The organism is Dyella sp. LX-66 (genome assembly GCF_018599165.1).
Taxonomy (GTDB): domain Bacteria; phylum Pseudomonadota; class Gammaproteobacteria; order Xanthomonadales; family Rhodanobacteraceae; genus Dyella_D; species Dyella_D marensis.
This window is the reverse complement of the sequence record NZ_JAHFVJ010000005.1, coordinates 227542-250530: the sequence shown is the minus strand read 5'-3', so window position 1 is coordinate 250530 and position 22989 is coordinate 227542. Positions and strand designations below refer to the sequence as shown.

The 22989-nt window shown below is 68.0% G+C and carries 15 protein-coding genes; all 15 read left to right on the top strand.

Annotated elements, in window-relative coordinates:
* Positions 1 to 94: 94 nt before the first annotated feature.
* The 15 genes from KK141_RS11935 to KK141_RS11865 all read left to right on the top strand — a co-directional run bounded on the left by KK141_RS11935 (position 95) and on the right by KK141_RS11865 (position 22982).
* Positions 95 to 1108: a sigma-54 dependent transcriptional regulator gene (locus KK141_RS11935; RefSeq protein WP_345777596.1), complete on the top strand. Its 1014-nt coding sequence runs from the start codon at positions 95 to 97 to the stop codon at positions 1106 to 1108.
* Positions 1109 to 2593: 1485 nt separating this feature from the next.
* The gene (gene tssC, locus KK141_RS11930; protein ID WP_214571772.1) at positions 2594 to 4954 is read left to right on the top strand and encodes a type VI secretion system contractile sheath large subunit; all 2361 of its coding nucleotides are present in this window, start codon (positions 2594 to 2596) and stop codon (positions 4952 to 4954) included.
* 49 nt (positions 4955 to 5003) lie between these two features.
* Positions 5004 to 5570, top strand: coding sequence for a type VI secretion system tube protein Hcp (locus tag KK141_RS11925; protein WP_214571771.1), 567 nt, complete (start codon positions 5004 to 5006; stop codon positions 5568 to 5570).
* Between the two features lie 206 nt (positions 5571 to 5776).
* Positions 5777 to 6169: a hypothetical protein gene (locus tag KK141_RS11920; protein ID WP_214571770.1), complete on the top strand. Its 393-nt coding sequence runs from the start codon at positions 5777 to 5779 to the stop codon at positions 6167 to 6169.
* 8 nt (positions 6170 to 6177) lie between these two features.
* On the top strand, positions 6178 to 7989 hold the full coding sequence (tssF, locus tag KK141_RS11915; protein WP_214571769.1) for a type VI secretion system baseplate subunit TssF: 1812 nt from the start codon (positions 6178 to 6180) through the stop codon (positions 7987 to 7989).
* Positions 7953 to 9077: a type VI secretion system baseplate subunit TssG gene (gene tssG / locus KK141_RS11910; RefSeq protein WP_214571768.1), complete on the top strand. Its 1125-nt coding sequence runs from the start codon at positions 7953 to 7955 to the stop codon at positions 9075 to 9077. The genes tssF and tssG overlap by 37 nt, the downstream gene beginning before the upstream one ends.
* Entirely contained in the window at positions 9074 to 11656 is a 2583-nt protein-coding gene (locus KK141_RS11905) for a contractile injection system protein, VgrG/Pvc8 family (RefSeq protein WP_214571767.1), read from the top strand. The genes tssG and KK141_RS11905 overlap by 4 nt, the downstream gene beginning before the upstream one ends.
* A gap of 7 nt (positions 11657 to 11663) precedes the next feature.
* Positions 11664 to 14282: a DUF2169 domain-containing protein gene (locus KK141_RS11900; protein WP_214571766.1), complete on the top strand. Its 2619-nt coding sequence runs from the start codon at positions 11664 to 11666 to the stop codon at positions 14280 to 14282.
* Entirely contained in the window at positions 14279 to 15358 is a 1080-nt protein-coding gene (locus tag KK141_RS11895; RefSeq protein WP_214571765.1) for a pentapeptide repeat-containing protein, read from the top strand. Before KK141_RS11900 ends, KK141_RS11895 begins: the two co-directional genes overlap by 4 nt.
* Positions 15358 to 15909: a DUF3540 domain-containing protein gene (locus KK141_RS11890; RefSeq protein WP_167257421.1), complete on the top strand. Its 552-nt coding sequence runs from the start codon at positions 15358 to 15360 to the stop codon at positions 15907 to 15909. Before KK141_RS11895 ends, KK141_RS11890 begins: the two co-directional genes overlap by 1 nt.
* Before the next feature lie 4 nt (positions 15910 to 15913).
* A complete protein-coding gene (locus KK141_RS11885) occupies positions 15914 to 16312 on the top strand; it encodes a DUF4150 domain-containing protein (protein ID WP_214571764.1) in 399 nt (132 codons plus the stop codon).
* Positions 16312 to 16776: a hypothetical protein gene (locus KK141_RS11880; RefSeq protein ID WP_214571763.1), complete on the top strand. Its 465-nt coding sequence runs from the start codon at positions 16312 to 16314 to the stop codon at positions 16774 to 16776. The genes KK141_RS11885 and KK141_RS11880 overlap by 1 nt, the downstream gene beginning before the upstream one ends.
* A gap of 22 nt (positions 16777 to 16798) precedes the next feature.
* Positions 16799 to 18205 (top strand): type VI secretion system baseplate subunit TssK, encoded by a 1407-nt coding sequence (gene tssK, locus KK141_RS11875; protein WP_214571762.1) that lies wholly within the window; start codon positions 16799 to 16801, stop codon positions 18203 to 18205.
* Positions 18202 to 18969, top strand: coding sequence for a DotU family type IV/VI secretion system protein (locus tag KK141_RS11870; RefSeq protein WP_214571761.1), 768 nt, complete (start codon positions 18202 to 18204; stop codon positions 18967 to 18969). Before tssK ends, KK141_RS11870 begins: the two co-directional genes overlap by 4 nt.
* Complete coding sequence (locus tag KK141_RS11865; RefSeq protein WP_214571760.1) at positions 18966 to 22982, top strand: type VI secretion system protein; 4017 nt, start codon at positions 18966 to 18968, stop codon at positions 22980 to 22982. The genes KK141_RS11870 and KK141_RS11865 overlap by 4 nt, the downstream gene beginning before the upstream one ends.
* Positions 22983 to 22989 lie beyond the last annotated feature (7 nt).

Sequence of the window (22989 nt, the reverse complement as noted above, 5' to 3'; positions counted from 1 at the left end):
CTCCGCGAATTTTTCCTGGCCGATGCATATTGCGGTTGCGCACCGTGAGGGGCAACATCCGCGGTCCGGGGAGTCGCATGGAGCAAAGGACGCGATGCCCCGTACAGGGGGCGTCATGGTCGATATTGCGGAGTCCAACTTGCTTGGATCTTCGCCGCAGTTCGCTCACGTCATTGCGCAGATACGCCGTATCGCGAAATTCGACGTGACCGTTCTGATCGGGGGAGAGACCGGCACGGGCAAGGAACTGGGGGCAAGAGCGGTGCACTACTTGAGTGCGCGCGCATCCCGCCCTTTCATCGCCGTCAACTGCGGCGCGCTGGCCGATTCGCTGGTGGAAAGCGAACTGTTCGGCCACGAGCGCGGCGCTTTCACCGATGCACGCCAGGCCTCGCCTGGCCTGGTCAGCGAAGCCGAGGGCGGCACGCTGTTTCTCGACGAGATCGACACGCTCTCGCCGAAAGCGCAGGCCTCGCTGCTGCGTTTCCTGCAGGACGGCACCTACCGGCGCGTCGGCGGCACGCAGACACGCTCGACCGACGTGCGCCTGGTCGCGGCCAGCAATGCCAATCTCGATGAACTGGTCAAGACGCGGCAATTCCGCCGCGACCTGCTGTATCGCCTGAAGGTGATGCCGCTGGTGATGCCGCCCCTGCGCGAACGCGGCGGCGATGTGGTGGAGCTGGCCGAGGCCTTCCTTGCGCGGCTCAATCGCCAGTATGGCGCGCAGACCTCGCGCAAGCGCTTCGATCCCACCTTCCTCGCCTCGCTGCAGCGCTACAGCTGGCCCGGCAACGTGCGTGAGCTGGAGCACTTCGTGCAGCGCGAATACCTGATGTGTGAGGGGCAGCTGATCCAGGGCGGCCCGCCGCAGGATCTGGCCGAAGCGCCCGCCAAGGCCGCCGACGATGCCGCGTTCAAGCAGGCCAAGGCGCGCGCGATCGCCGATTTCGAGCGCAGCTATGTAGCGTCGGCCATGGCGCGGGCGCGGGGCAATATCACGCAGGCGGCGCGGATGGCGGGGCAGGACCGCAGTGCGTTCAGCAAGCTGGTGAGCAAGTACAGGCTCGCGTCCGTGGTCGGACAGGAGCAAGATTCGAACGAGTGATGCCAACGGGCGGAGCGGGCGAGTGACTGGGTCTTCCGTACGTGTCGTGGCTGATGCGATTGCTCGCTATCTGGAGGCGAGTCCAGCTTGTGCGGATTCTGCTGAGGGGATTCAGCAGTGGTGGCTGCGGCCGGGGGGAATTGAGGTTTCCCTTGAGGTGGTGGTTGAGGGGTTGAGGGTGTTGGAGGGGGAGGGGGTTGTCGAGTGTCGACGGCTTGGGACTCGGGAGATTTGGCGGTTGCGCCGCTTGGCTGAGTGACGCGTTTTTTTGTGGCGGCGTCGCAATGATGTCGTCGGCTTCTTTGCTCGTCATCCCGGCGTAGGCCGGGATCCAGTGGCGGTATCGCTCGATTTTCGCGGTGACGCGAATGGGCCGCTTATGCAGCGGGCATTTCGTGCGCCTGCCGGCGCCCGAGTCACTTTTTCTTTGCTGGCCCAAAGAAAAAGTAACCCAAAAGAAATGGCCTAAGAGCAAAGGCTCGCGACGCGACTAGAACGAGCAGTGGACGGCCGCGGCAACGGATTAACCAGAGTCGACACGAAACGACTGTGCGTTTACGTAACGCTCGCTTCAACGTGCCGTGGCCGAGAGGACGTTCAAGAACCGAGGCCAGCTTTCGCTCTTCGTTCCTGCCTACCTCACGACATCACCCCTCTCCCCTCCGGGGAGAGGGCAGGGTGAGGGGCGGGTGCTCGCGATAACCCCTCATCGAAGCATTCATTTGCTCTTCGTTCCTGCCTACCTCACGACTCCAGCCCTCTCCCCTCCGGGGGGAGGGCAGGGTGAGGGGTGGGTGCTTGCGATAACCCTCATCGAAGCATTCATTTGCTCTTCGTTCCTGTCTACCTCACGACTCCACCCCTCTCCCCTCCGGGGAGAGGGCAGGGTGAGGGGTGGGTGCTCGCGATAACCCTCATCGAAGCATTCATTTGCTCTTCGTTCCTGCCTACCTCACGACTCCACCCCTCTCCCCTCCGGGGAGAGGGCAGGGTGAGGGGTGGGTGCTTGCGATAACTCTTCATCGAAGCATTCATTTGCTCTTCGTTCCTGCACACCTCACGACTCCACCCCTCTCCCCGCCGGGGAGAGGGCAGGGTGAGGGGTGGGTGCTCGCGATAACTCTTCATCGAAGCATTCATTTGCACGTGATGCGCTGAAAAATCGCACAGCACCGTGTGCGCGATAGCGCCGCCGTGCAATTTCAACCACAGCGTGATCTTTTTCTCTCGCCCGCATGCAGCGGATCACACGCGCCTTTGATTCAACGCGTTGCACTTGAACCGCCGCATTTTTCGCCCTCTATCGCCGTGCGAAAAAACACACGGTTGATGTGCGCGATCTTGCCCGCAACTACAAAGAAACCGCACCACACCGCCATTCCCACCCGTTGGCACGCCTCTTGAATAATCCCTCCCGCAACGCGTGCGGCAGCGTTCGTTAGCGAGAAGGGACTTTGCAGCCGCCCACCGAACCGAGGCCTGTACATGACTGTCGAGAGCATTCAACAGAAGCTGCTGCGCGTGCGGCCGCCGCGCGTGCGCATCACCTACGACGTCGAAACGGGCGGCTCGAGCGAGAAAGTGGAGCTGGCCTTTATCGTGGGCATGTTCGCCAATCTGTCGGGCGAGTTGGCGGCGAGCGAGCTGCCGGCGCTGAAGGATCGGCGGATGCGCGATATCGACGCCGAGTCGTTCGACAAGATCCTGGCCGACAGCTCGCCCATGATCAAACTCAACGGCATCGCGGACACCATCGCGGGCGGGGGCAAGGTGCTTGCCGGCGAGCTGCATTTCAGCGCGCTGTCGGATTTCGAGCCGCTGGCGGTGGTCAATGCGGTGCCGAGCCTGCGCCAGCGCTATGACGCGCGCGCCGACCTGCGTTCGCTGCAGTCGATGGCCGAATGCAACGACGCGCTGGGGGCCTTGCTCGACCGGTCCACCACCGACGGCGCGGCGATCACCGCCTTGAAGGTGGGGTTTGCGGCCGACGCGACCGACAACTGGGCCGGCGCCGCCGTCGACGCCAAGGACAACCCGCCGCCGAACGCGGCGGGCGCCGATACGCCCGGTGCGCTGGTCGGTTTCCTGGCCGCGCAGATGGCCGGCAATGCGCAGGCCGCGGCAGCGGCCAAGCAGGCTTCGGATGCGGCGGCCGCCGCATCGGCCACGGCCACGGCGAACATCAAGACCACCGCGGACGCGCTCACCGCCGCGCAGAAGACCGCCAGCGATGCCGCCGCCGCGCTGTCCAAGGCGCAGGACGCCGCCAGCAAGGCCAAGGGCGACGCCGTCCCCGACGCCAACAAGGCGGTGGTCGATGCGACCAAGGCCAAGAACGATGCCGATGCCGCCGCGCTTGCCGCGCAGGCGCAGGCCGATGCCGCCGCCGAGCTGGCCAAGCGCCAGGCAGCGGTCGCGGCCGACCGGCAGCAGGCTTTTCTTGCCATCGATCCGCTGAGCAAGGCACGCCGCCTCGCCGGCCGCTTCACCAACGAGATCCTGGTGCCGCTGGGCAATAACGACCTGCACCAGGTGGCGCTGGGTTCCAACGGCCTGATGGACGAGCGCGCCGGCGGCATCGACGTGCAGATCGGCGGGCAGCTCGACGTGATCCTGCACACCAAGTCGTTCAAGGATCTCGAAGCCACCTGGCGCGGCCTGTTCTACGTGGTGTCGCGCACCGAGAGCGGCCGCCTGCTGAAGCTGCGCGTGCTCAACGCCAGCGCCGACGAGCTGCGCAAGGAGCTGGAGAAGGCGGCCGAGTTCGACCAGAGCTGCATCTTCAAGATGATCTACGAGGCCGAATTCGGCACCTACGGCGGCTCGCCTTACAGCCTGCTGCTGGGCGGCTACGAATTCGACCACACGCCGGCCAGCATGTCGCTGCTGACCAATATGACCAAGATCGCCGCGTCCGCGCACGCGCCGTTCCTGGCCGCGGCGGCGCCGGGCCTGTTCGGCCTGGATGGCTTCGACAAGCTGGCCAAGCCGCGCGATCTCAGCCAGCTGTTCGAGTCACCCGAGCTGGCGCAGTGGATGGAATTCCGCGGCAGCGAGGACTCGCGCTACGTGGCGCTGGCCCTGCCGCACGTTCTGCTGCGCCTGCCGTACGGCAAGGATGCGCGCCCGGCCGAAGGCCTGCGCTACGAGGAGACGGTGACCGGTCCCGACGGCCCGGATCACAACGCCTTCCTGTGGGGCAATGCCGCCTATGCGCTGGCGGAGCGCATCACCAACTCGTTCGCGCTGTACCACTGGACCGCGGCGATCCGCGGCGTGGAAGGCGGCGGCCTGGTCGACGGGCTGCCGGTGTTCACCTACCGCGACGACGCGGACCTGGTGAACATGATCTGCCCGACCGAGGTGTCGATCACCGATCGCCGCGAGAAGGAACTCAACGACCTGGGCTTCATCGCGCTGTGCAACTGCAAGGGCACCGGCCAGGCCGCGTTCTTCGGCGGCCAGACCGCCAACCTGCCGCGCCAGTACATCAGCGACGAAGCGAACGCCAACGCCAAGCTCTCGGCGATGCTGCCGTACATCCTGGCCGCGTCGCGCTTCGCGCATTACATCAAGGTGATCATGCGCAAGAAGATCGGCGCCTTCCTCACCCGCGGCAATATCGAGGCCTACCTCAACAGCTGGATCGCCCAGTACGTGCTGCTGGACGACAACGCCTCGCAGGAGGTCAAGGCCAGCTATCCGCTGCGCGCGGCGCAGATCACCGTGACCGACGTGCCCGGCTCGCCCGGCTCGTACAAGGCCACCGTGTTCATCAAGCCGCATTTCCAGCTGGAAGAACTCACCACGTCGATTCGCCTGGTGGCGGATCTGCCGGCGGGCTGACGCATAGCCGCGACCCGACACGCCACCCGATCAAGAACCTGGAGCGACCATGGACCTCATACTTCTGCAACCCGGCGACTCGTCGATCTTCGGCGGCCCCAACGGCTGGAAAGGCGGCGGCAGCCTGATCGACGACCAATGGCGCGACGAGGTGCTCAAGCTCGGGCAGTGCCTGGAGCTGGTCTCGGTGCACCAGGGCATGAAGCAGCAGATCACCACCGACGTGAGCAATTCGGCGCGTACCTCGGGCCGCCCGATCATCACCGAGTTCACCTGCGTGAAGTACGTGGACAAGACCTCGGTGAAGTTCTACGAGTACTGCCTGCGCGCGCAGCCGCTGGGCAAGGGCGACAAGAACCCGACCAAGATCTATATCGCGCGCAACTCCGGCGAGAAGACCGCCAACATCCTCACCATCGAGCTGCGCGACGCGATCATCAGCGAGATCCAGTTCCAGTCCAACCCGGACGACATGCCCACCGAGCAGTTCAAGCTCAACTTCACCGAAGTGCTGTGGACGTACACGGTGCAGGAGGCGGACATGAATACCTCGGGCAACCTGGCGTCGGGCTGGAGTATCGCGCGCAACCGTCCGATCGGTCAGTTCACTACCTGAGCATGATCTGCTTGAGCCCCTCTCCCCGTTTACCAATTTGTGCACGGGGAGAGGGGTTGGGGTGAGGGTACGAGCGGAGCGCGAGAGTGATGTGCACCGCTCCGGCCGAACCCTCATCCGCCTGCCGGCACCTTCTCCCGGCGGGAGAAGGATTTCAATTTGGGGATTGAGGCTTAGCAGTCGCTCGTAGCGGTGGAGGAGCAGTCGTGCAATTTCTACTCGAGCGGCTGGTCAATCGCAGCGAGCCGGACATGGGACAGGCGCCGCCGTTCGACCCGATCGGCGCGGTGGCCGCGCAGATCCAGCGCATCGTCGAATGCCGGCCTTATGTAGGCCTGGGCGGTGCGCGGGTGTGCGACTTCGGCATGCCGCCGATCGTCGACACCGGCATCGGCCTGCCTGACCACGAACGTTTTGGCGCGCGGTTGCTGGATGCGATCGCGCGCTTCGAACCGCGCCTGCGCGCGCCGCGGCTGGAATGGCTGGCGACGGGCAGGGCGCTCAAGCCGTATGCGCTGGTGGTGCACGGCACCGTGCAGGTGGACAACCTGCCCAGCACGTTCCGTTTCGAATTGCCTTGCCCGGACGACATGGCATGAATGCCGATGTGCCCCGCCTCAAAATGTGGTTCGAGCAGGAGCTGGCGTCGCTGCGCGACGAGGCGGCGGATTTCGGCGCGTCCTTCCCGGCCATCGCCAAGGCGCTGGAGCTGAGCGGCGGGCGCAGCAGCGACCCGCACGTGGAAATGCTGGTGCAGTCCTTCGCCTGGATGGCGGGGCGCCTGCGCTACCAGCTCGAGACCGACCAGGCGGTGCTGCCCAATGCGCTGATGAGCCTGCTGTATCCGCATCTGGAGGCGCCGTTGCCCTCGATGCTGGTGGGCGAGATCGAGGTGCGCCCGGACGGCGCCAACTTCGCGCACGGCGCCACCCTGGAGCGCGGCCGCTACGTCTACGCGCTGGCCACCAACGAATTCGGCCAGCAGGTGCGCTGCCGCTTCCGCACCTGCTACGACACGCCGCTGTGGCCGCTGAAGATCACCCACGTGGAGTCGATGGCGGCCAACGCCTATCCGCTGGACCCGAACGACACCCGCACCGCGTCCATCCTCAGCGCCACCATCACGCGTACCGGCAAGGAGCCGGTGCATGCGATGCAGATGAAGTCGCTGCGCTTCTGCATCCACGCCGACCACAAGCTGGCGTATTCGCTGTACGACGGCCTGGCCATGCACCTGGTGCGCATGGCGGTGCGCGTACGCGCCACCGGCGAGCTGCGCTATCTCGATGCCGCGCAGCTGCAGTGGCGCGGCTTCGACGACAAGGAGGCGGTGCTGGGCGCCAATCCGCTGACCCATCCGGGCTACCGGCTGGTGCAGGAATACTTCGCCTTCCCGCAGAAATTCCTGTTCTTCGACGTGGCCGGCATGGACCTGTCCGGCGTGGACAAGGACTTCGAGCTGCTGTTCCTGCTCGACGTGCCGCCGTCCAAGGACCACCACTACGACAAGCATCTGCTGCGGCTGAACTGCCTGCCGCTGATCAATCTGTTTCCGCAGCGCATCGAGCCCTTCGTGCTGGACCAGCGCCAGTACGAATACCGCCTGGTCGCCGACCAGCAGAACCACCGCTACTGCGAGATCTACAGCCTGGACGAGCTGGTCTCGATCCGCCCGGACCGCAGCCCGCGTCCGATCGCGCCGTACTTCGCGCTGGACGAGATGCAGCGGCTGGACAAGATCGACTACTTCTATGCCACCCGCCGCGAGGTCAACCAGACCGGCGCGGTGCACGGCACGGAAACCTTCGTGTCCTTCCTGGACCCGGAATTCGACACCGTGCTGCCGGCCGAGGAAATGATCGGCGGCACCGCGCTGTGCACCAACCGCCGCCTGCCGTCGCAGCTGGTGGTGGGCACCACCTTGTTCCTGGAAGGTGCCGGCCCCGTGACCTCGTTGCGGGTGGCGTGCAAACCGACGCCGAACCAGCCGCCGCAGATGGTCGGCGAGCGGCCGTGGGCGCTGGTGTCGCAGTTGTCGCTCAATCATCTGTCCCTGGTGGACGGCCAGCGCGGCCCGCCGGTGCTGAAGAACATGCTGCGCCTGCATGTGGGGCCGGCGAGTTTGACTGGCTACCGGCAGATCGACGGCCTGCGCGCCATGTCCACCCGCCGCGTGCAGAAACGCATGCCGCGCCGCGATGCCTGGCGCGGCTTCGTCGATTGCCTGCAGGTGCGCCTGCAAGTGGACCTGGGCCATTTCGAAGGCGGCAGCGCGGTGCTGTTCGGCAGCGTGCTGCACCGTTTCCTGGCGCTCTATGCGGAGGTCAATACCGTCATCGAACTGATTCTCGAATCTTCCGACCGCCGAGGAGAGCTCAAGTCATGGCCACCCCTGACTGGCGCACAGGTGAGCCTCTAGCCGACCGGCTGCTGCGGCGGCCGGCCAGCTTCGATTTCTTCCAGTGGGTGCGGCTGCAGTCGTGGCCGCGCCGCGGTACGCCTGCGCGCCGCGACGGCGCGCGCTACGTGTCGCCGCGCCTGCGCTTCCGCGGCGAGATGTCACCGGTGTTTCCCGGCAGCGAGATCTCCAAGGGCCGCCTGCGCGAAGAGCGCAGCATGGCGCTGGACGATCCGCGGCTGGAATTGTTCGTGGCCAATTTCGCCTTGTCCGGCGTGCTGGGGCCGATGCCGGACAGCTTCGCCGACTGGGCGCGCCAGCGCCTGGCCGAGCGCGATCCGGCGATGGCGCAGTTCCTGGACATCTTCAATCACCGGCTCAGCACGCTGCGCTATGAATTGAAGGCCGCCAGTGTGCCGGCCTTCGACGCGGTGCGGCCGGAAGACACACGCCAGGCCGATGCGGCCGGCGCGCTGATGGGCCTGTCGGCCTTCGAAGGCGAGGGCGCGGCGATTCTCGCGCGCCGCGTGCCGGTGCCGCGCCGCGCGCTGCTGGCCCTGGCCGGCCTGGTGGCGAACGGACGCAAGAGCGCGGCGCAGGCGCAGATCGTGCTGGGCGTGTATCTGCAGGCACCGGTGCAGGTGCAGGCGCTGGTCGGCGCCTGGCGCGACATCGAAGCGCGCGACCGCACCTTGCTCGGCCGGCGCGTGCTGGGCGACGGCGCGCCGCTGGGCCAGCGCGTATGGGTGAACCATGCGGCGATCGGCCTGCGCATCGGCCCGGTGCCGTATGCGCGCCTGTGCCTGCTGCTGCCGGATCGCGCGCACCTGCCGGGCGGCGCGCACGACGCGCAGTTCGGCAACGGCTACCGCGGGCTGGCCGCGATGGTGCATTACCTGTTCGATCGCCATGTCGACGCGGTGGTCACCATCGAAGTGGACGAAGCCGATATCCCTGCCTCGTGGATGGGCAAGCCGCGCCGCCTCGCCGGGTTCGGCAGCGGCCACGGCCTGCGCCTGGGCCAGACCGCCTGGGTCAGCGGACGTCCCGAAGCGAAGCGCGAGGTGACCTTCACCATCCGCGCCGACGACGTGCAGGAGGCCGCATGAGCGCGCTGCCCACCGACACCGCCGGCCGCACCGCGATCGATCCGATCGGCCAGCAGGGCCAGGCCAGTTCGCCTCTGCTGTACCTGCATTGCGGCATCGGGCTGTCGGGCAACCGCTGGCTGGCCGACGAGACCTTCCGCCTGCTCTCGTTCGAGGGTCAGGAATCGGTGTCCGAGCCCTTCGATTTCCAGCTGCAGCTGCGCGGCAATACCGATCCGAAACTCAATCCACCGCTCACCTTCGACGCGCTGGTCGGCCGCCCCGTCACGGTAGGCCTGAACCGCCCGGTGGAAGGCCAGGCGCCGGATGCCGCCGCGCGTTTCGCGCAGGCGCTGCGCAGCGGTTCGGCGCCGTCGATGAGTTTCTACAACGGCATCGTCGGCTCCTTCGCCATGGACGAGCCGGGCGTCTATCGCGTCGGCATGAAGCCCGCGCTGTGGCGGCTGAACCTGACCAACCGCTACGAAGTGCATGCCCAGATGAGCGTGCGCGATGTGATCGCGGACCTGATGCGCAAGCACTACATCGACTATTCGCTGGATGCCGTTTCCGGCGAGGACAATATCGCCATCGCCCGCGTGCAGGACTGGCTGCAGGCCGGCGAAAGCGACTACGAATTCCTGCGCCGGATCATGTCCAAGGCGCATATCTATTACTACTTCAAGCACACCGGCAACGGGCATACGGTGGTGTTCGCCAACCGTCCGGCCTACCTGCAGGCGTTCGACCGTCCGCTGCGCTACACCTACACCGCGCTGGACGAACTGGGTATGCAGCAGGACGACGTGGTGTTCCAGTACAGCTACCAGCAGTCGCTGACCAGCACCGGCGTCAGCGGCCGCTTCGCGCACCAGGAAAACGCGCCGGACGAGGATCCGATCCCCACCTTCCAGACCTTCGGCGCGTTCACGCCGGCGGATCCGGGCGAACTGCCGTTCAACCAGTACCGCACCTATCAGTACGGAATGAGCAGCGGCACCGTGCGCGAGTACGTGCGCACCACCGCATCGACGCTGGTTGCTTCCGGCCGGCAGCTCACCGGCAGCAGCACCTGCGCGGGCTTTCGCGTCGGCACCCAGTTCACCATGCGCGGCGACATGGCCGAGGGCACGGCGCCCGCGCCGGTGCGCCCGTCGCTGGAGAACAAGGCCTTCGTGCTGAGCAAGGTCACGCACCAAGCCACGGCGGACGGCGGCTATACCAACCAGTTCGAATCCACCGACGCGGCGGCCATGCTCACCGCGTTCTCGGTGCAGGACACCCAGCAGGGCGGCATCCTGGCCAAGGTGGTGGACATGGCCGGGCGCGGCCCCACCGACTGGCGCTACTACGAGCCGGCCAATTTCGATCCGGCCACCAGCCGCCTGCGCGACAGCCAGGCCGCGCCGCCGAACCTGATGGCCAAGGGCGTGTACGTGCAGTTCTCCAGCCCCGGCGCGGCAACCGGGCCGGTGTGGGTGAAGCTGTCGGCCAGCATGAACACGGTGCCGGAGATCGGCGCCACCGTGCTGGTCACGCGCGCCAGCGACGAGTCGGAGCTGCCGGAAGTGCAGCAGCTGATCGCACCCAACGGCAGCCTGGTGGTCACCCCGTCGGGCTGGACCGCCAACACGCATGTGGGCAGCAACTACTCCACCAGCTACGGCGACGGGCAGAGCATCCGCTACGGCCTGCATTCGGCCTACAACCTCGACCACGCGGTGAGCATCGTCAACGGCGCCTACGAGAGCGGCCAGTACCGCGACACCAGCTTTTCGCAGGGCGCCAGCTACAGCTATTCCACCTCCGAGAACGGCGCCAGCGGCCTGCTCAGCCGCTCCGAATCCTATGGCAGCACCTACAGCACCATGGAAGCGGCGGTGACCTGGAGCAAGAGCACCATCGGCGACAGCACCAGCTACAGCACGATCACCGGCGATACCTATTCGCAGGACGAAGTGGAAGGCACGGCCACCCGCATCACCACCCAGAACATCGTCAACAACGTCAGCACCACGGCGGTGCAGAGCAGCATCAGCACCACCGGCATGAACAACGCGGTGGACACCACCGGCATGACCACCAGCATGTCCACCGTCGGACGTAGCGCCGGCATCTCGCTGACCGGCCTGGCCGACCAGCTCTCGCTTACCGGGGTGCGCACCGAGACCTCGCTGACCGGCATGAGCGACAGCACGTCGGTCACCGGCATCTCCGCGCAGGTTTCGGCGACGGGCAGCAGCGAGTCCACCTCGGTGACCGGCAGCGCCATCCAGACCAATGTCACCGGCACCTCCACCAATATCGGTGTCACCGGCGTCAGCAGCGGCGTCAACGTCACCGGCGTCAGCACCGAGATCGGCGTCACCGGCAGTACCACCCGCATGAACGTCACCGGCGCCAGCACCGGCATCACCGTCACTGGCGACAGCACCGAAGTCGGCGTCACCGGCAGCGAGACGCGCATGAGCATCCACGGTTCGTCCAGCACGGTGGACATCACCGGCGTGGGCACCTCCGTGACCATTGCCGGCGCACGCATCTCGATGGAAATCGTCGGCCTGAGCGTGTCGATTCCGGTGGTCTATATCTACGTATGAGGCGCGCATGAAGATCGTCAAACCGATGACCCTCGGCCTGATGCACCGCCCCTACCGCTGGCAGGGGCGCGACCGCCTGCTGGTGGCGACGCTGGGTTTCTTTGCGCTGGGCGGGCGGCCGGATGCCTTGCTGCGCGACAACCTGCAGTGGCGCAAGGTGATGTCAGCGCTGCCGCCGGGCCGGCCGCTGGACGAGCTGATGCCCAAGACCCGCGGCGAAGTGCTGCTGGCCGGCAGCGCGCATGCGGCGAACGGGCTGGCGGTGACCGAGCAGATGGTGCGCCTGGTGGTGGGCGACACGAAATCCGGCGGTGCGAAACTGAGTGGCGTGGACAAGCGCCTGCGCGTGGTCGGCGACCGCCAGTGGATGTACGGCATGCTGCCCTGGCTGCAGGTGACCGAGCCACTGCCGTTTACGCAGATGCCGCTGACCTGGAGCCGCGCCTACGGCGGTGCGGGCCATCCGGCGAATCCGGAAGGCCGCGGCTACGCGCGCAATCCGCTCGCCGCGTTCTTCGGCCGCAACCACGGCGACATGCCGAATGTGGAACCGCCGCAGCGGCCCGTGCGCGGCCCGCGCCGGCGCTATGCGCCGGCCGGCTTCGGCCAGCTCGACGTGGGCTGGACGCCGCGGCGGCAGTGGATCGGCAGCTACGGCAAGCGCTGGCGCAGCGAGGCCTATCCGGGGCTGGCCGACGATACGCATCCGGAATTCTTCAACGCGGCGCCGCTGGACCAGCGCATCGAAGGCTTCTTTGCCGGCGGCGAAGCGTATCGCCTGGAAGGCATGCATCCGCGCCTGCCGGTGATCGAAGGCTGCCTGCCGGAGTTCCGGCCGCGCGCGTTTGCCCATCGCGCGGGCCAGCCGGCGGATGCGGTGGACGAGGTGGCGCTGTTCTTCGACACGGTGTGGTTCTTCCCCGATGCGGAGCTGGGCGTGACCATCCACCGCGGCGAGATCGACGTGGAGGACAGCCTGGCGCTGGATGTGGAAGCGCTGATGGTGGCCTACGAACATGCCGACGATGCGCCGCGTGCGCTGTCGCACTACGGCGAGGTGCTGGCGCTGCGGCTCAACCGCGATACCGCCGCGCGCCATGTCTTCAACGAAGCGCAGCTGACGCCGGAACCCGACGCCGCCCTGCGCGCCGCGCGGCAGACGGAAGTGCAGGAAGAACAGCAGCGCCGCGTCGCCGTGCGCGCGGCGCGCGAGGCGGGCCTGGCCGCGGAATTCGAAGCCTCGTCCGGCATGCCCGCGCCGCCGCCGGCGCCAGCACCGCTGGCGGTGGATTTGCCGGCACCTGGCGAAGCCGCCATCCGCCGCGGCGATTTCGATCTCAGTCCGATGCTCGACGCCGTCGAACGCATCGGACGCGAAGCGAAGGAGCAGGCGCAGGCGCGGCGCGACGAAGCCGCCGCGCAGCTGGCGCAGTTGCCGGAGCTGCCGCCCGCGGTGCCGACCACCACCGAGGAAGCGCTGGCGCGCGCGGCCGGGCAGGGTGGCGCGATGGGCGCGCTCAGCGAGTTCGGCGCGCTGGCCGGCGTGCCGGCGGTAGCGGTGGAACAGATTCACGAACTGCAGCGCAAGGGCCGCCTGGCCTCGCCGCAGCCGAGCGTGCCGGGCCTGCCGCTGCAACCGGCGGTGGCGGCCGCGATCGGCCAATGGCTGCTGCTGCGCGTGCGCGAAGGCGGTTCGCTGCACGGTTGCGATCTGGCCGGCGCGGACCTGCGCGGCGCCATGCTGTCCGGTGCGGATCTGCGTGGCGCGTTGCTGGAGGCTTCCGATCTGCGCGGCGCCCAGCTCGACGGCGCGGACTTGAGCGAAGTGGCGCTGACCGGCGCCACCATGGATGCGGCCAACTGCGCCGCCGCCTGCTTCGATGGCGCCAACCTCGCCCGCACCCGCGCGCACGATGCCGTGTTCCGCGGCGCCAGCTTCGCCGGCACGCAGGCCGGCGATGCCGACTGGAGCCGCGCGGATCTGGCCGGTGCGCGCTTCGAGCGCTGGATCGCGCCGAACATCGTGCTCGAAGGCGCCAATCTGGAACACGCCACCCTGGCCGACTGCGTGCTGCTGCATGCCAAGGCCGACGGCAGCCGCTGGGCGCATGCGGCCTGGCAGCGCACAGTGGCGCTGGGGTCCAGCCTGGCCGGCAGCGACTGGCGCGAGGCGGCGCTGTCGCGCAGCGTGCTGATGGAATGCCGCCTTACCGACAGCCACTGGGCCGGCGCCGACCTGGCCCGCGTGCAGGGCGGCGGCGGCGCGGACTGGTCGCGCGCCGACCTGCAGCGCGTGCGCGCCGACCACAGCAGCTGGCGCGGCGCCAACCTGGCCGATGCCAACCTGGCCGAGGGGCAGTTCCGCGAATGCGATTTCAGCGGCGCGCGCCTGCCGCATGCGGTGCTGGAACGCACCTTGTTCTACCGCTCGCTGTTCATGGGCGGCGAGCTGACCGGCTGCCACGCGGAAGCGGCGGATTTTTACCAGGCCATGTGCCGCCGCGCGGATTTCCGCGACGCGGATCTGCGCGAGGCGAACTTCGTGCAGGCCGAATGCGCCGAGGCGCGCTTCGACCACGCGCGGCTGGAAGGCGTGCGGCTGGAGCCGGGGCGGAGGCTGCCATGAGCGAGGCGGCCATCTCCTGGGACGATATCGCCCACCTGCAGCGCCTGGGGCGTCCGGTGAACGGCGTCGACCTGGGCGTGCTCGATGGCAGCGGGCGCGCGATCGAATCGCTGCTGTTCAACCAGGTGAGCTGGCACGGCGCCGATCTGCATGGCGCGCGCTTGCAGCATGTGAATTTCATCGACTGCGATCTGCGCGATGCCGACTTCAGCGGCGCGACCTTCGAAAGCTGCAGCTTCACGCGCTGCAAGCTGGGCGCTTCGCGCTGGGGCGGAGCGAACCTGCAGCAGTGTTCGTTTGCGCTGGTCGACTTGTCGGCGTCGGCGTGGACGAAGGCGGCAGTGGCGCTGTCGGCCTTCACCCAGACGGATCTGCGCCTGGCCAGCTTCGCGCATGCGCTCCTGCATCGCACCGTCGCCACCCAATGCGACGTCGCTGGCCTGGTGCTTGCGCATGCGACGCTGGCGCAGGCGGTCATTCCCGGCGCGGACTTCCGCGTGATCGACGTCACCGGCCTGGTCGCGCAATCGGCCGTGCTGCAAGGCGGGCTTTTCGGCGGCATGGACCTGCGCGGCCTGGTGCTGCAGCGCTGCCTGCTGGAAAGCGCCGACTTCACCGGCGCGCAGCTGGACGGCGCCGATCTGCGCGAGGCCAATCTGCGCAAGGCTGTCTTCGCCAAGGCCAGCCTGCGCGAAGCGAAACTCGACAATGCATTGCTGCTCGATTCCAGCTGGAATGACGTGGATGCGGCCGGCCTGTCCTGCGAAGGCGCGCTGTTCCAGTCCGCCGAGCTGCGGCAGGTGTCGCTGGTGGAAGCGCGCGGCACCGGCAGCGTGTGGGATCACGCGCGGCTGACCGAGGTCGACTTCGGCCACGCCACGCTGAGCTATGCGCGCTTCGACCATGCCAGCGGCGGGCGCGTCGGTTTCCGCCACGCGCGGCTGGACCACGCCAGCTTCCACAACACCCGTTTTCTTCAAGCCGACCTGCACGCGGCGCAGACCAAGCGCCTGCGCGGCACCTCGTCCCCCCGCCTCGCCGCCGAGGCCCGCGCCCTTGCCCTGGAGACCGCCTGATGTTCGCCGCCCGCCAAGCCAAACCCGTTCAAGCGGCCGCGCCCGCCTGGTTCGAAGCCACCATCCGCGATGCCGCCGGCCGCGACGGCTGGCGCCTGGACGACGGCCGCTGCGCGCGCCAGGCGGTGTCCTGCCTGGTCACGCCGCAGGCGGGCGACCGCGTGCTGCTGGTCGCCACCGCCGACGGCGAGTGCTTCGTGCTGCACGTGCTGGCGCGCGCCGAAGGCGGCCGCGCCACGCTGGCGGTGCCGGGCGCCGACGCCGTGTCGATCCGGCAGGCCGAGGTGGATATCGCCGCCACGCGCAACATCGCGCTGCGCGCCGGCGAGGGCGTGGAGGTGACGGCGGTGCAGGGCGCGCTCGCGCTCAGCGGGCGGCAGCTGTTCGCCAGCGCCGCGGAGTCGCTGGTGCAGACCGCGCGCACCTATGTCGGCCAGGTCGAACAGTTCCTGCTCGACGCGCGGCAGTTCCTGCGGCTGCATGGCGAGCAGGCCATGATCACCGCGCGGCAGGACGCCAAGATCGATGCCGAGCGCATCAGCCTGGGATAAGCACATGTTCGTCAACACCAATCTCGGCGTGCTCAACCTGGCCTTCCCGGACGTGTGCTTCGTGCCGATTCTGGGCGTGCCCACGCCGATGCCGTTTCCGAATATCGCCTTGTCGTTCGCGGACATCCCCGCGCAGTTCGAGGTGATCGTCGGCGGCGGCCTGGCGGAAAACCTGGTCACCGTGGGCGCGCTCAGCAACGGCGACCAGCCGGGCGCGGAGGGCGGCGTGGTCTCGCATCTGTTCATGGGGCCGTTCCGCTCGATCCTGGGCAGCTTCAAGGTGTTCATGGGCGGCATTCCGTGCACGCACATGCTGGGGCTGGTGGGCCAGAACGGCCTGCTGCCGAACATGGTGGGGGTGTCGCTGACGCCCGCGCAGGTCACCGTGCTGGTGCTGAGCTGATGCGCGCGCGACTTCTATTGCTGTTGCTGCTGCTGGCCGCGCTGGCCGGCTGCAGCTCGGTCAACAAGCTGCTCGGCCGCACGCCGACCACCACGCTGTCCAGCGTGCGCGTGGCCGCGCCGCCGGGCGCCAATCTCAATTCGGCGGTGCAGCTGGACCTGGTGTTCCTGTACGACCTGAAGAACGAAGCCATGCTGCCCAAGACCGGGCCGGAGTGGTTCGCGCAGAAGACTGCGCTGATCAACGGGCTGGGCACGTCGGTCGATGCGGTGCATCTGGAGATCCCGCCCGCGCAGGTGATCGATCCGGTGCCTTTGCCCAAGCGCGCGGGCAAGGCGGTGGCCGTGTATGCCTTTGCCAACTATCTGTCGGCGGACGGGCAGGCGCGCGCCGATCTCACCAAGTTCAGGCGGGCGGTGGTGTGGCTGCAGGCCACCCAGCTCGCCGTGACCGAACAGCCATGAACGCGACAGCAGGGGAAGCGCCATGAACGCCACCGTCGACACGCTGGACAGCCTGCCCGAATCGGTCTCCTGGTCGGAGGGCATGCTGCTGTCGCCGCATCACTTCCAGCAGAACGACATCTACTGGAACAACCTGCTGCACCGCCGCCTGGTGATGCTGCAACCGCATGCCTGGGGCGTGCTGGACATGGCGCTGGATCCCACGGAGCTGAGCAAGGGCCGGGTGGTGTTCCAGCGCCTGCGCTGCGTGATGACCGACGGACTGGTGATCGACTATCCCGGCCATTTCGCGCCGGCGGGCTTGTCGCTGGATTTGAGCGGCACCGACTGGAACCAGCAGAAGCAGGTGCGCGTGCATCTGCGCGTGCCGGTGCGCGGCAAGGGCGCGGCCAGCGATATCGGCGACATGCAGCGCTACACCATCGAGCGCGGCAACCTGGAGGCGGACGAGAACACCGGCAAGGACGAGATCGTGGTCGACCGCATGCGGCCCAAGCTCAGCCTGGCCGCGGGCGACAACGTGGCCAAGAGCTATTGCTCGGTGCCCTTGCTGGAGCTGTACGGCGATTCGCGCGGCGTGCACCTGGCGCCGTTCCATCCGCCCATGCTCAGCATCGGCGCCTCGGCGTTCCAGGGCGACGGCAGCCTGCAGCGCTCGCTGGCCTCGCTGTCGGAACTGCTGTGGAAGAAATACCGCGAACTGCTCGGCGTGCGCCTGGACGACCGCGGCCAGCCGCGCCTGGACAGCGAGAGCAGTGCGCAGGTGCAGGCCGCGCGCCATCTGGTGATGGCGATGCCGACTTTCGACGTGATGCTGCAGTCGCCGAATACGCATCCGGCCGATCTTTATCTGGGCCTGTCGCAGCTGGTGGGCTTCGTCGCCGCCACGCCGGGCGCGCCGCCGCCGCCGGTGCTGGGCGCCTACGAGCATGAGGACTGCGTGCCGGGCTTCACCCGCGCGATTGCCTACGTGCGCGACCAGCTCAACCGGCTCAATGCCAACTTCCGTGTGCTGGAATTCCAGCGCGTGGGCAATTCCGGCTTCCGCCTGCAGCTGCCGCGCGGCATCGACACCGGCAAGCTGCTGATCGAGCTGGCGCCGCGCGCCGGCCAGAACGCCGCCACCATGAGCCAGTGGCTGGGCAGCGCGCGCATGGCCAACGAGGAGCTGATCTACCTGCTGGTGCGCCGCCGCTATCCCGGCGCCACGGTGAAGGAGGCCACGCCGCAGCAGGTGGCCGCGATCAACCTGCGTCCCGGCGCCTTCGTCTACGAAGTCAATAACGCCACCATCGAAGGCGAGGACGGCGCGGCGCGGCCGCTGATCAGCGAAGGCCACACCTTCGTCATCCTCGGCGAGCCGGACGAGCACGTGCCCGCCGCGATCACCCTGTACCTGCCGCGCGAGGGAGCGACCGCGCGGCCATGAACGGAACGGTTGCCTCCTCCAACTTCCTGCTGGGGCGCTTCGCGGCGTTCTACGAGGAAGTCGCGCAGGTCAAGCTCGCCATCCAGAAGGGCGAGCTGACGCGGCTGCTGCAGCCGGGCAACCCGCACGGGGAGATGGAGGCGCACCAGAGCGTGGAGCGCATCGCGCACCGGCTGCTGGCCGTGCTGGACCGCCAGTCGCGCGACGTGCAGGCCGCGGCCACCAGCGCGGAGCTGGAAGCCTACCGCCGCGCGCGCTACGCGATGGTGGCGCTGGCCGACGAGATCTTCATTCTCGAACTGCACTGGGCCGGCGCCGAGCACTGGCCCGAGCACCTGCTCGAATACACGGTGGAACGCTCGCGCGTGGCCGGCCGGCGCTTCTTCGATCTGGTCGACGACCTGATGGGCGCGGGCGAGCGCAGCACGCTGGATGCGGATCTTGCCGCCGTACTGCTGCTGGCGATGCAGCTGGGCTTCCAGGGCATGTACCGCGGTGCCGAAGGCTTGAAGAAACTGCGCCAGTACCGCGCCCGGCTGTATCCGCTGGCCAGCGGCCGCAAGCTCGGCAGCGTGGAGGCGCGCGCGTTTCCGCAGGCCTATGACTACACGGTGGTCTCCGACCGCGACAACACGCGCATCGCGCTGGCGCCGTGGCTGCGCGCCGCGGCCTATGGCGCGGCGATCTACCTGGTGCTGTCGTCCCTGGTCTGGCTGTTGCTCACCTGGTCGCTGCTGGACGCGATCAACAGCGGAGCGACATGAGCCCGAACCCCGCACCCGCTGCCGCTGCCAGCACCGCCGCCGCGTCCAGTGGCGGCTTCGATCCGTTGTTCCTGGTGCTGGCGGTATTGGCCGCGCTGGCCTTCCTGCTGATCGCCTGGCTGATGTGGCGCGCGCGCTCCAAGACTATTGCCGCGCGCCCCGCGCAGAACCGCGATGGGCAAAGCTGGTGGGTGCGCTTCCGCGACGGCATGCGCCGGCGCTATGCGGTGATCGAACGCGCGCTGCGCTATCTGTGGGCGCGCCGCGACTGGCGCTACAAGAGCTCGTGGGTATTGCTGATGGGCTTCCCCGGCGACGGCAAGAGCAGCCTCGCCGCCTCGCTGCCGAAGGACATGCAGCGCGCCACGCACCAGCGCGAAGCCAGGCAAGAGGCGTATCTCAGCCAGGCCGTGCCCAACAGCCAGTGGCTGTTCCTGGAGCGCGGCATCCTGATCGACCCGGACAGTGTGCTGGGCGAACCGCTGAAACCCGCGGCCGGCATCGACGGCTCCGCTACCGACACACCCGGTGCGCGCTGGAGCGAGATGCTGGCCGATATCGACAGCCTGCGCCCGGACCGCGCGCTGGACGGCATCGTGTGGGTGATTTCGGCCGAGCGCCTGTGCCAGGCCACGGCGGAGCAGCGCGCGGCGATGGGCCGCTATGCCTATGCGCGCATCCACGAGCTGCAGGATGCGTTCGCCTACGCGCTGCCGGTGTACGTGGTGTTCAGCCACTGCGACAGCATTCCCGGCTTCGACGGTTTCTGGCGCACGCAGGATGCGCGGCTGCAGCGCCAGATCGTGGGTTGGTCCAGCTCCACGCTCGACGACAACGGCCTGCCGGCCGACTGGGTGCCCAAGGCCTTCGACAAAGTGATCGAGGCCATGCGCAGCCTGGTGCTGGAAGCGGCCACCAGCCACGACCATATCGACGACGTCGACGGTTTTTTCCTGTTTCCGCAGCACATGCGCAGCCTGCAGGCGCCGGCGCTGGATTTCCTGTCCACGCTGTTCAAGACCAATGTGTACGAGACGCGCTCGTTCTGCCGCGGCCTGTACTTCTGCGGCGTGGTGGAAGCGGGCAAGGGGCCGGAGGTGGCCGGGCCGCGCGCGGATGTCGCCTTCACCGAAAGCCTGATCCGCGACAAGGTGCTGGGCGAGCAGCGCCTGGCGCAGCGCACGCAGAAGGGGCTGCTGGCGCGCAACCGGCTGATCCGCCGCCTGCAGCTGGCGCTGGTGGGCCTGGCGGTGTTGCTGGCGGTGGCCTTGCCGTGGAGCGCGGCGCGGGTGAACCACCATGCGCAGGGGCTGCGCGACACGCTGCTGAATATCCAGCTCAACAGCCGCTCGCTGGCCCAGCACGGCTGCCTGGACCAGGAGCGCGTGTACAAGCTGATCGCGCAGATCACCACCTTGAGCGAGGACACGCGCTACGCCGCCATTCCGCTGTCGTGGGTGGACGGACGCATCCATCGCGGCATCACCGAGGTGGTGTCCAAGAACGCGCTGCAACAAGTGGTGCTGCCCTCGATGGCGTGCAAGCTGCAGCAGCGCATCGACGATATGTCGGCGGCCACGCTCAAGGTGTCGGAGAACACGGTGGCGCCGGATGCGGTGTATGCCGACTACCTGGCCCAGCTCAAGCGCCAGCTCGACCAGCTCTCCGCGCTGGAAGGCGGCCTGATGCGCTTCGACCGCATCGCCCAGCCGGGCATGGCCGACCGCAACGCCCAGCTGCTGGATTTCGGCGCGCTGGCCGACTACGTCTACGGCAGCCCGCTGCCGGCGGACACCATCAAGCGCGACAGCCCGCTGGCCGACGCGCTGTCGGTGGCCACTTATGCGGACGCGCCGGCCATTTCGCCGGAACTGCGCGAGCGGCTGGGCAAGCAGTTCGAGCGCATGGCCGCGCAGGCCGAGCACGACCTGCTGCACCGCGCGGCGGACGGCGTGCCGCTGCTGTCCACCCTGCAGGAAGGCAAGCCGCCGCTGCTCGATACGCTGCGCGGCTTCAACAGCTGGCTGGCCTGGGTGCACAAGAGCTGGCTGCTCAGTACGCCGCAGGACAACCCCTGCACGCGCATGGGCGCGGAGATCGCGCCGGGCATCGAGCACCTGATCAAGAACCACCATTACGACCCCGAGCTGCGCAACACGCTGGGCTTCTTCGATCTGGACAGCTGCTACCAGCCCGCCGTGGACAGCCTGCGCAGCGCCACCCTGGCGCCGTATGGCGCGCTGTTCGTGGTCAATCCCAGCAATCACCAGCTGGAAGGCATCAGCCCTGGCCTGGGCCGCGAAGTCGGCGGCCTGCGCACCCTGGCCGGCACCGCCTTCATGCAGGTGAAGTCGCCGCAGCAGTACAGCTGCAACGGCGCCGCCGGCGGCTGGCGGCCGAGCACTTTCGACGAACTGCTGACCCAGCTGCGCGAATACCAGGAATTCGCCAGCCACGAGAAGATCGACCAGACCGGCAGCAGCACGGGGCAGCCGCTGTACGAGCGCCTCGCGCGCACCCAGCTGCAGCTGGCCTTGCAGGACAGCCTGGCGCGCAACCAGCGCGGGCAGGTGCAGGCGATCGATACGGGACTGGATGCCACCTCGCAGCTCGATCACGAGCTGGCAGAGGAAAGCTCCAGCCTCGCCGCCTCGGTCGAGCCGCTGCTGCAGGCCCAGCAGCGCATGCGCCAGCTCGGCTTCGGCAGCCTGGCCGACGAGGTGGGGCAGTGCGCGCAAAATTACGCGTCGAGCATGCTGCTGGATGTGTCGGAGCTGGCCTCGGCCAGCCATCTGTACGACCCGCCGGCACCCAGCGGCGGCGACGACAGCACGCCGCTGTTCGACCTGGGCAGCGTGCCGGTGCTGCAGGGTTACCTGGATCGCCAGCTGCAGCGCGCGGAAGTGCTGTCGCGCTACGCGGCGCCGTTCGTGACGCTGTTGAAGCAGACGCGCGGCGTCAACAACAGCCAGCGCATCAATACCCAGGTCGACGCCTACTGGGGCGGCACCATCAGCGAATTGAACCGCGCGGTGCAGTTCGCCGACCCCGCGGGGCAGGTGGCGCACCTCAACGATTTCTTCCTCAAGCAGCTGGCCAGCCTGAGCTATGCCAACTGCGAGGCGACCCTGGCCGCGTACGTGCCGGCCGCGGTGGGCAACGACCTGTTCTCCTCGCGCCGCAGCGATATGGAAAAGCTGGCCAGGGCGGCGTGCTCGGGCCGCGGGCAGGCCAGCTCGGACCTGCATTACGCGCGCATCGGCATGCTGTTCAACAGCCAGCTGGCGGGGCGCTATCCGTTCGGCCCGGTGGATTCGCGCGAAGTGTCGCCGGCGGTGGTGAAGGCGTTCTTCGTCTACTACGGCAAGGAAAAGCCGGAGCTCAAGGCCTGGCTGGAACATGCCACCGGCCCGCGCGCCGCCAGGATGAAGGCGTTTATCGGCCAGCTCGATGCGGTGGAAGCGTTCTTCGCCGGCAATCTCTCGGCGCAGCCGCAGAGCCTGCCGATCCAGGTGAAGGTGGGCTTCCGCGCCTTGCCGGACCGCTCGCCGATCAGCAACCAGCTGATCGGCTGGACCTTGCGCGCGGGCGGTGCACAAGGTGCCGCATGGCCGGGCGCGGACGACAGCTTCGCCTGGAGCGTGGGCACGCCGCTGTCGCTGGATCTGCAATGGGCCGACCGCTCGCGCTATCTGCCGGTGCCCGACGCCGCGCAGCCGGAGCTGCAGGCCAGCGGCTATCACGCGGTGTTCGACACCGGCGGCTCCTGGGCGCTGCTGCGCTGGCTGGATGCGCACGCCGCGCCGCCGGAGAACGGCGCGCTCGATCCGGGCCAGCGCATGCTGCATTTCCAGGTGCCGGTGCTCGACGGCAGCGCGCCGAAAGATGCCAAGTCCACGGGCAAGGCCGACCTGTACCTGACCCTGAAACTTTCCGGCACCGACGCCACGACCAAGGCGCCGGTGCCGCTGGAGGCGCCCGCGTTCCCGCGCGACGCGCCCGTGCTGTGGTGACCGACGG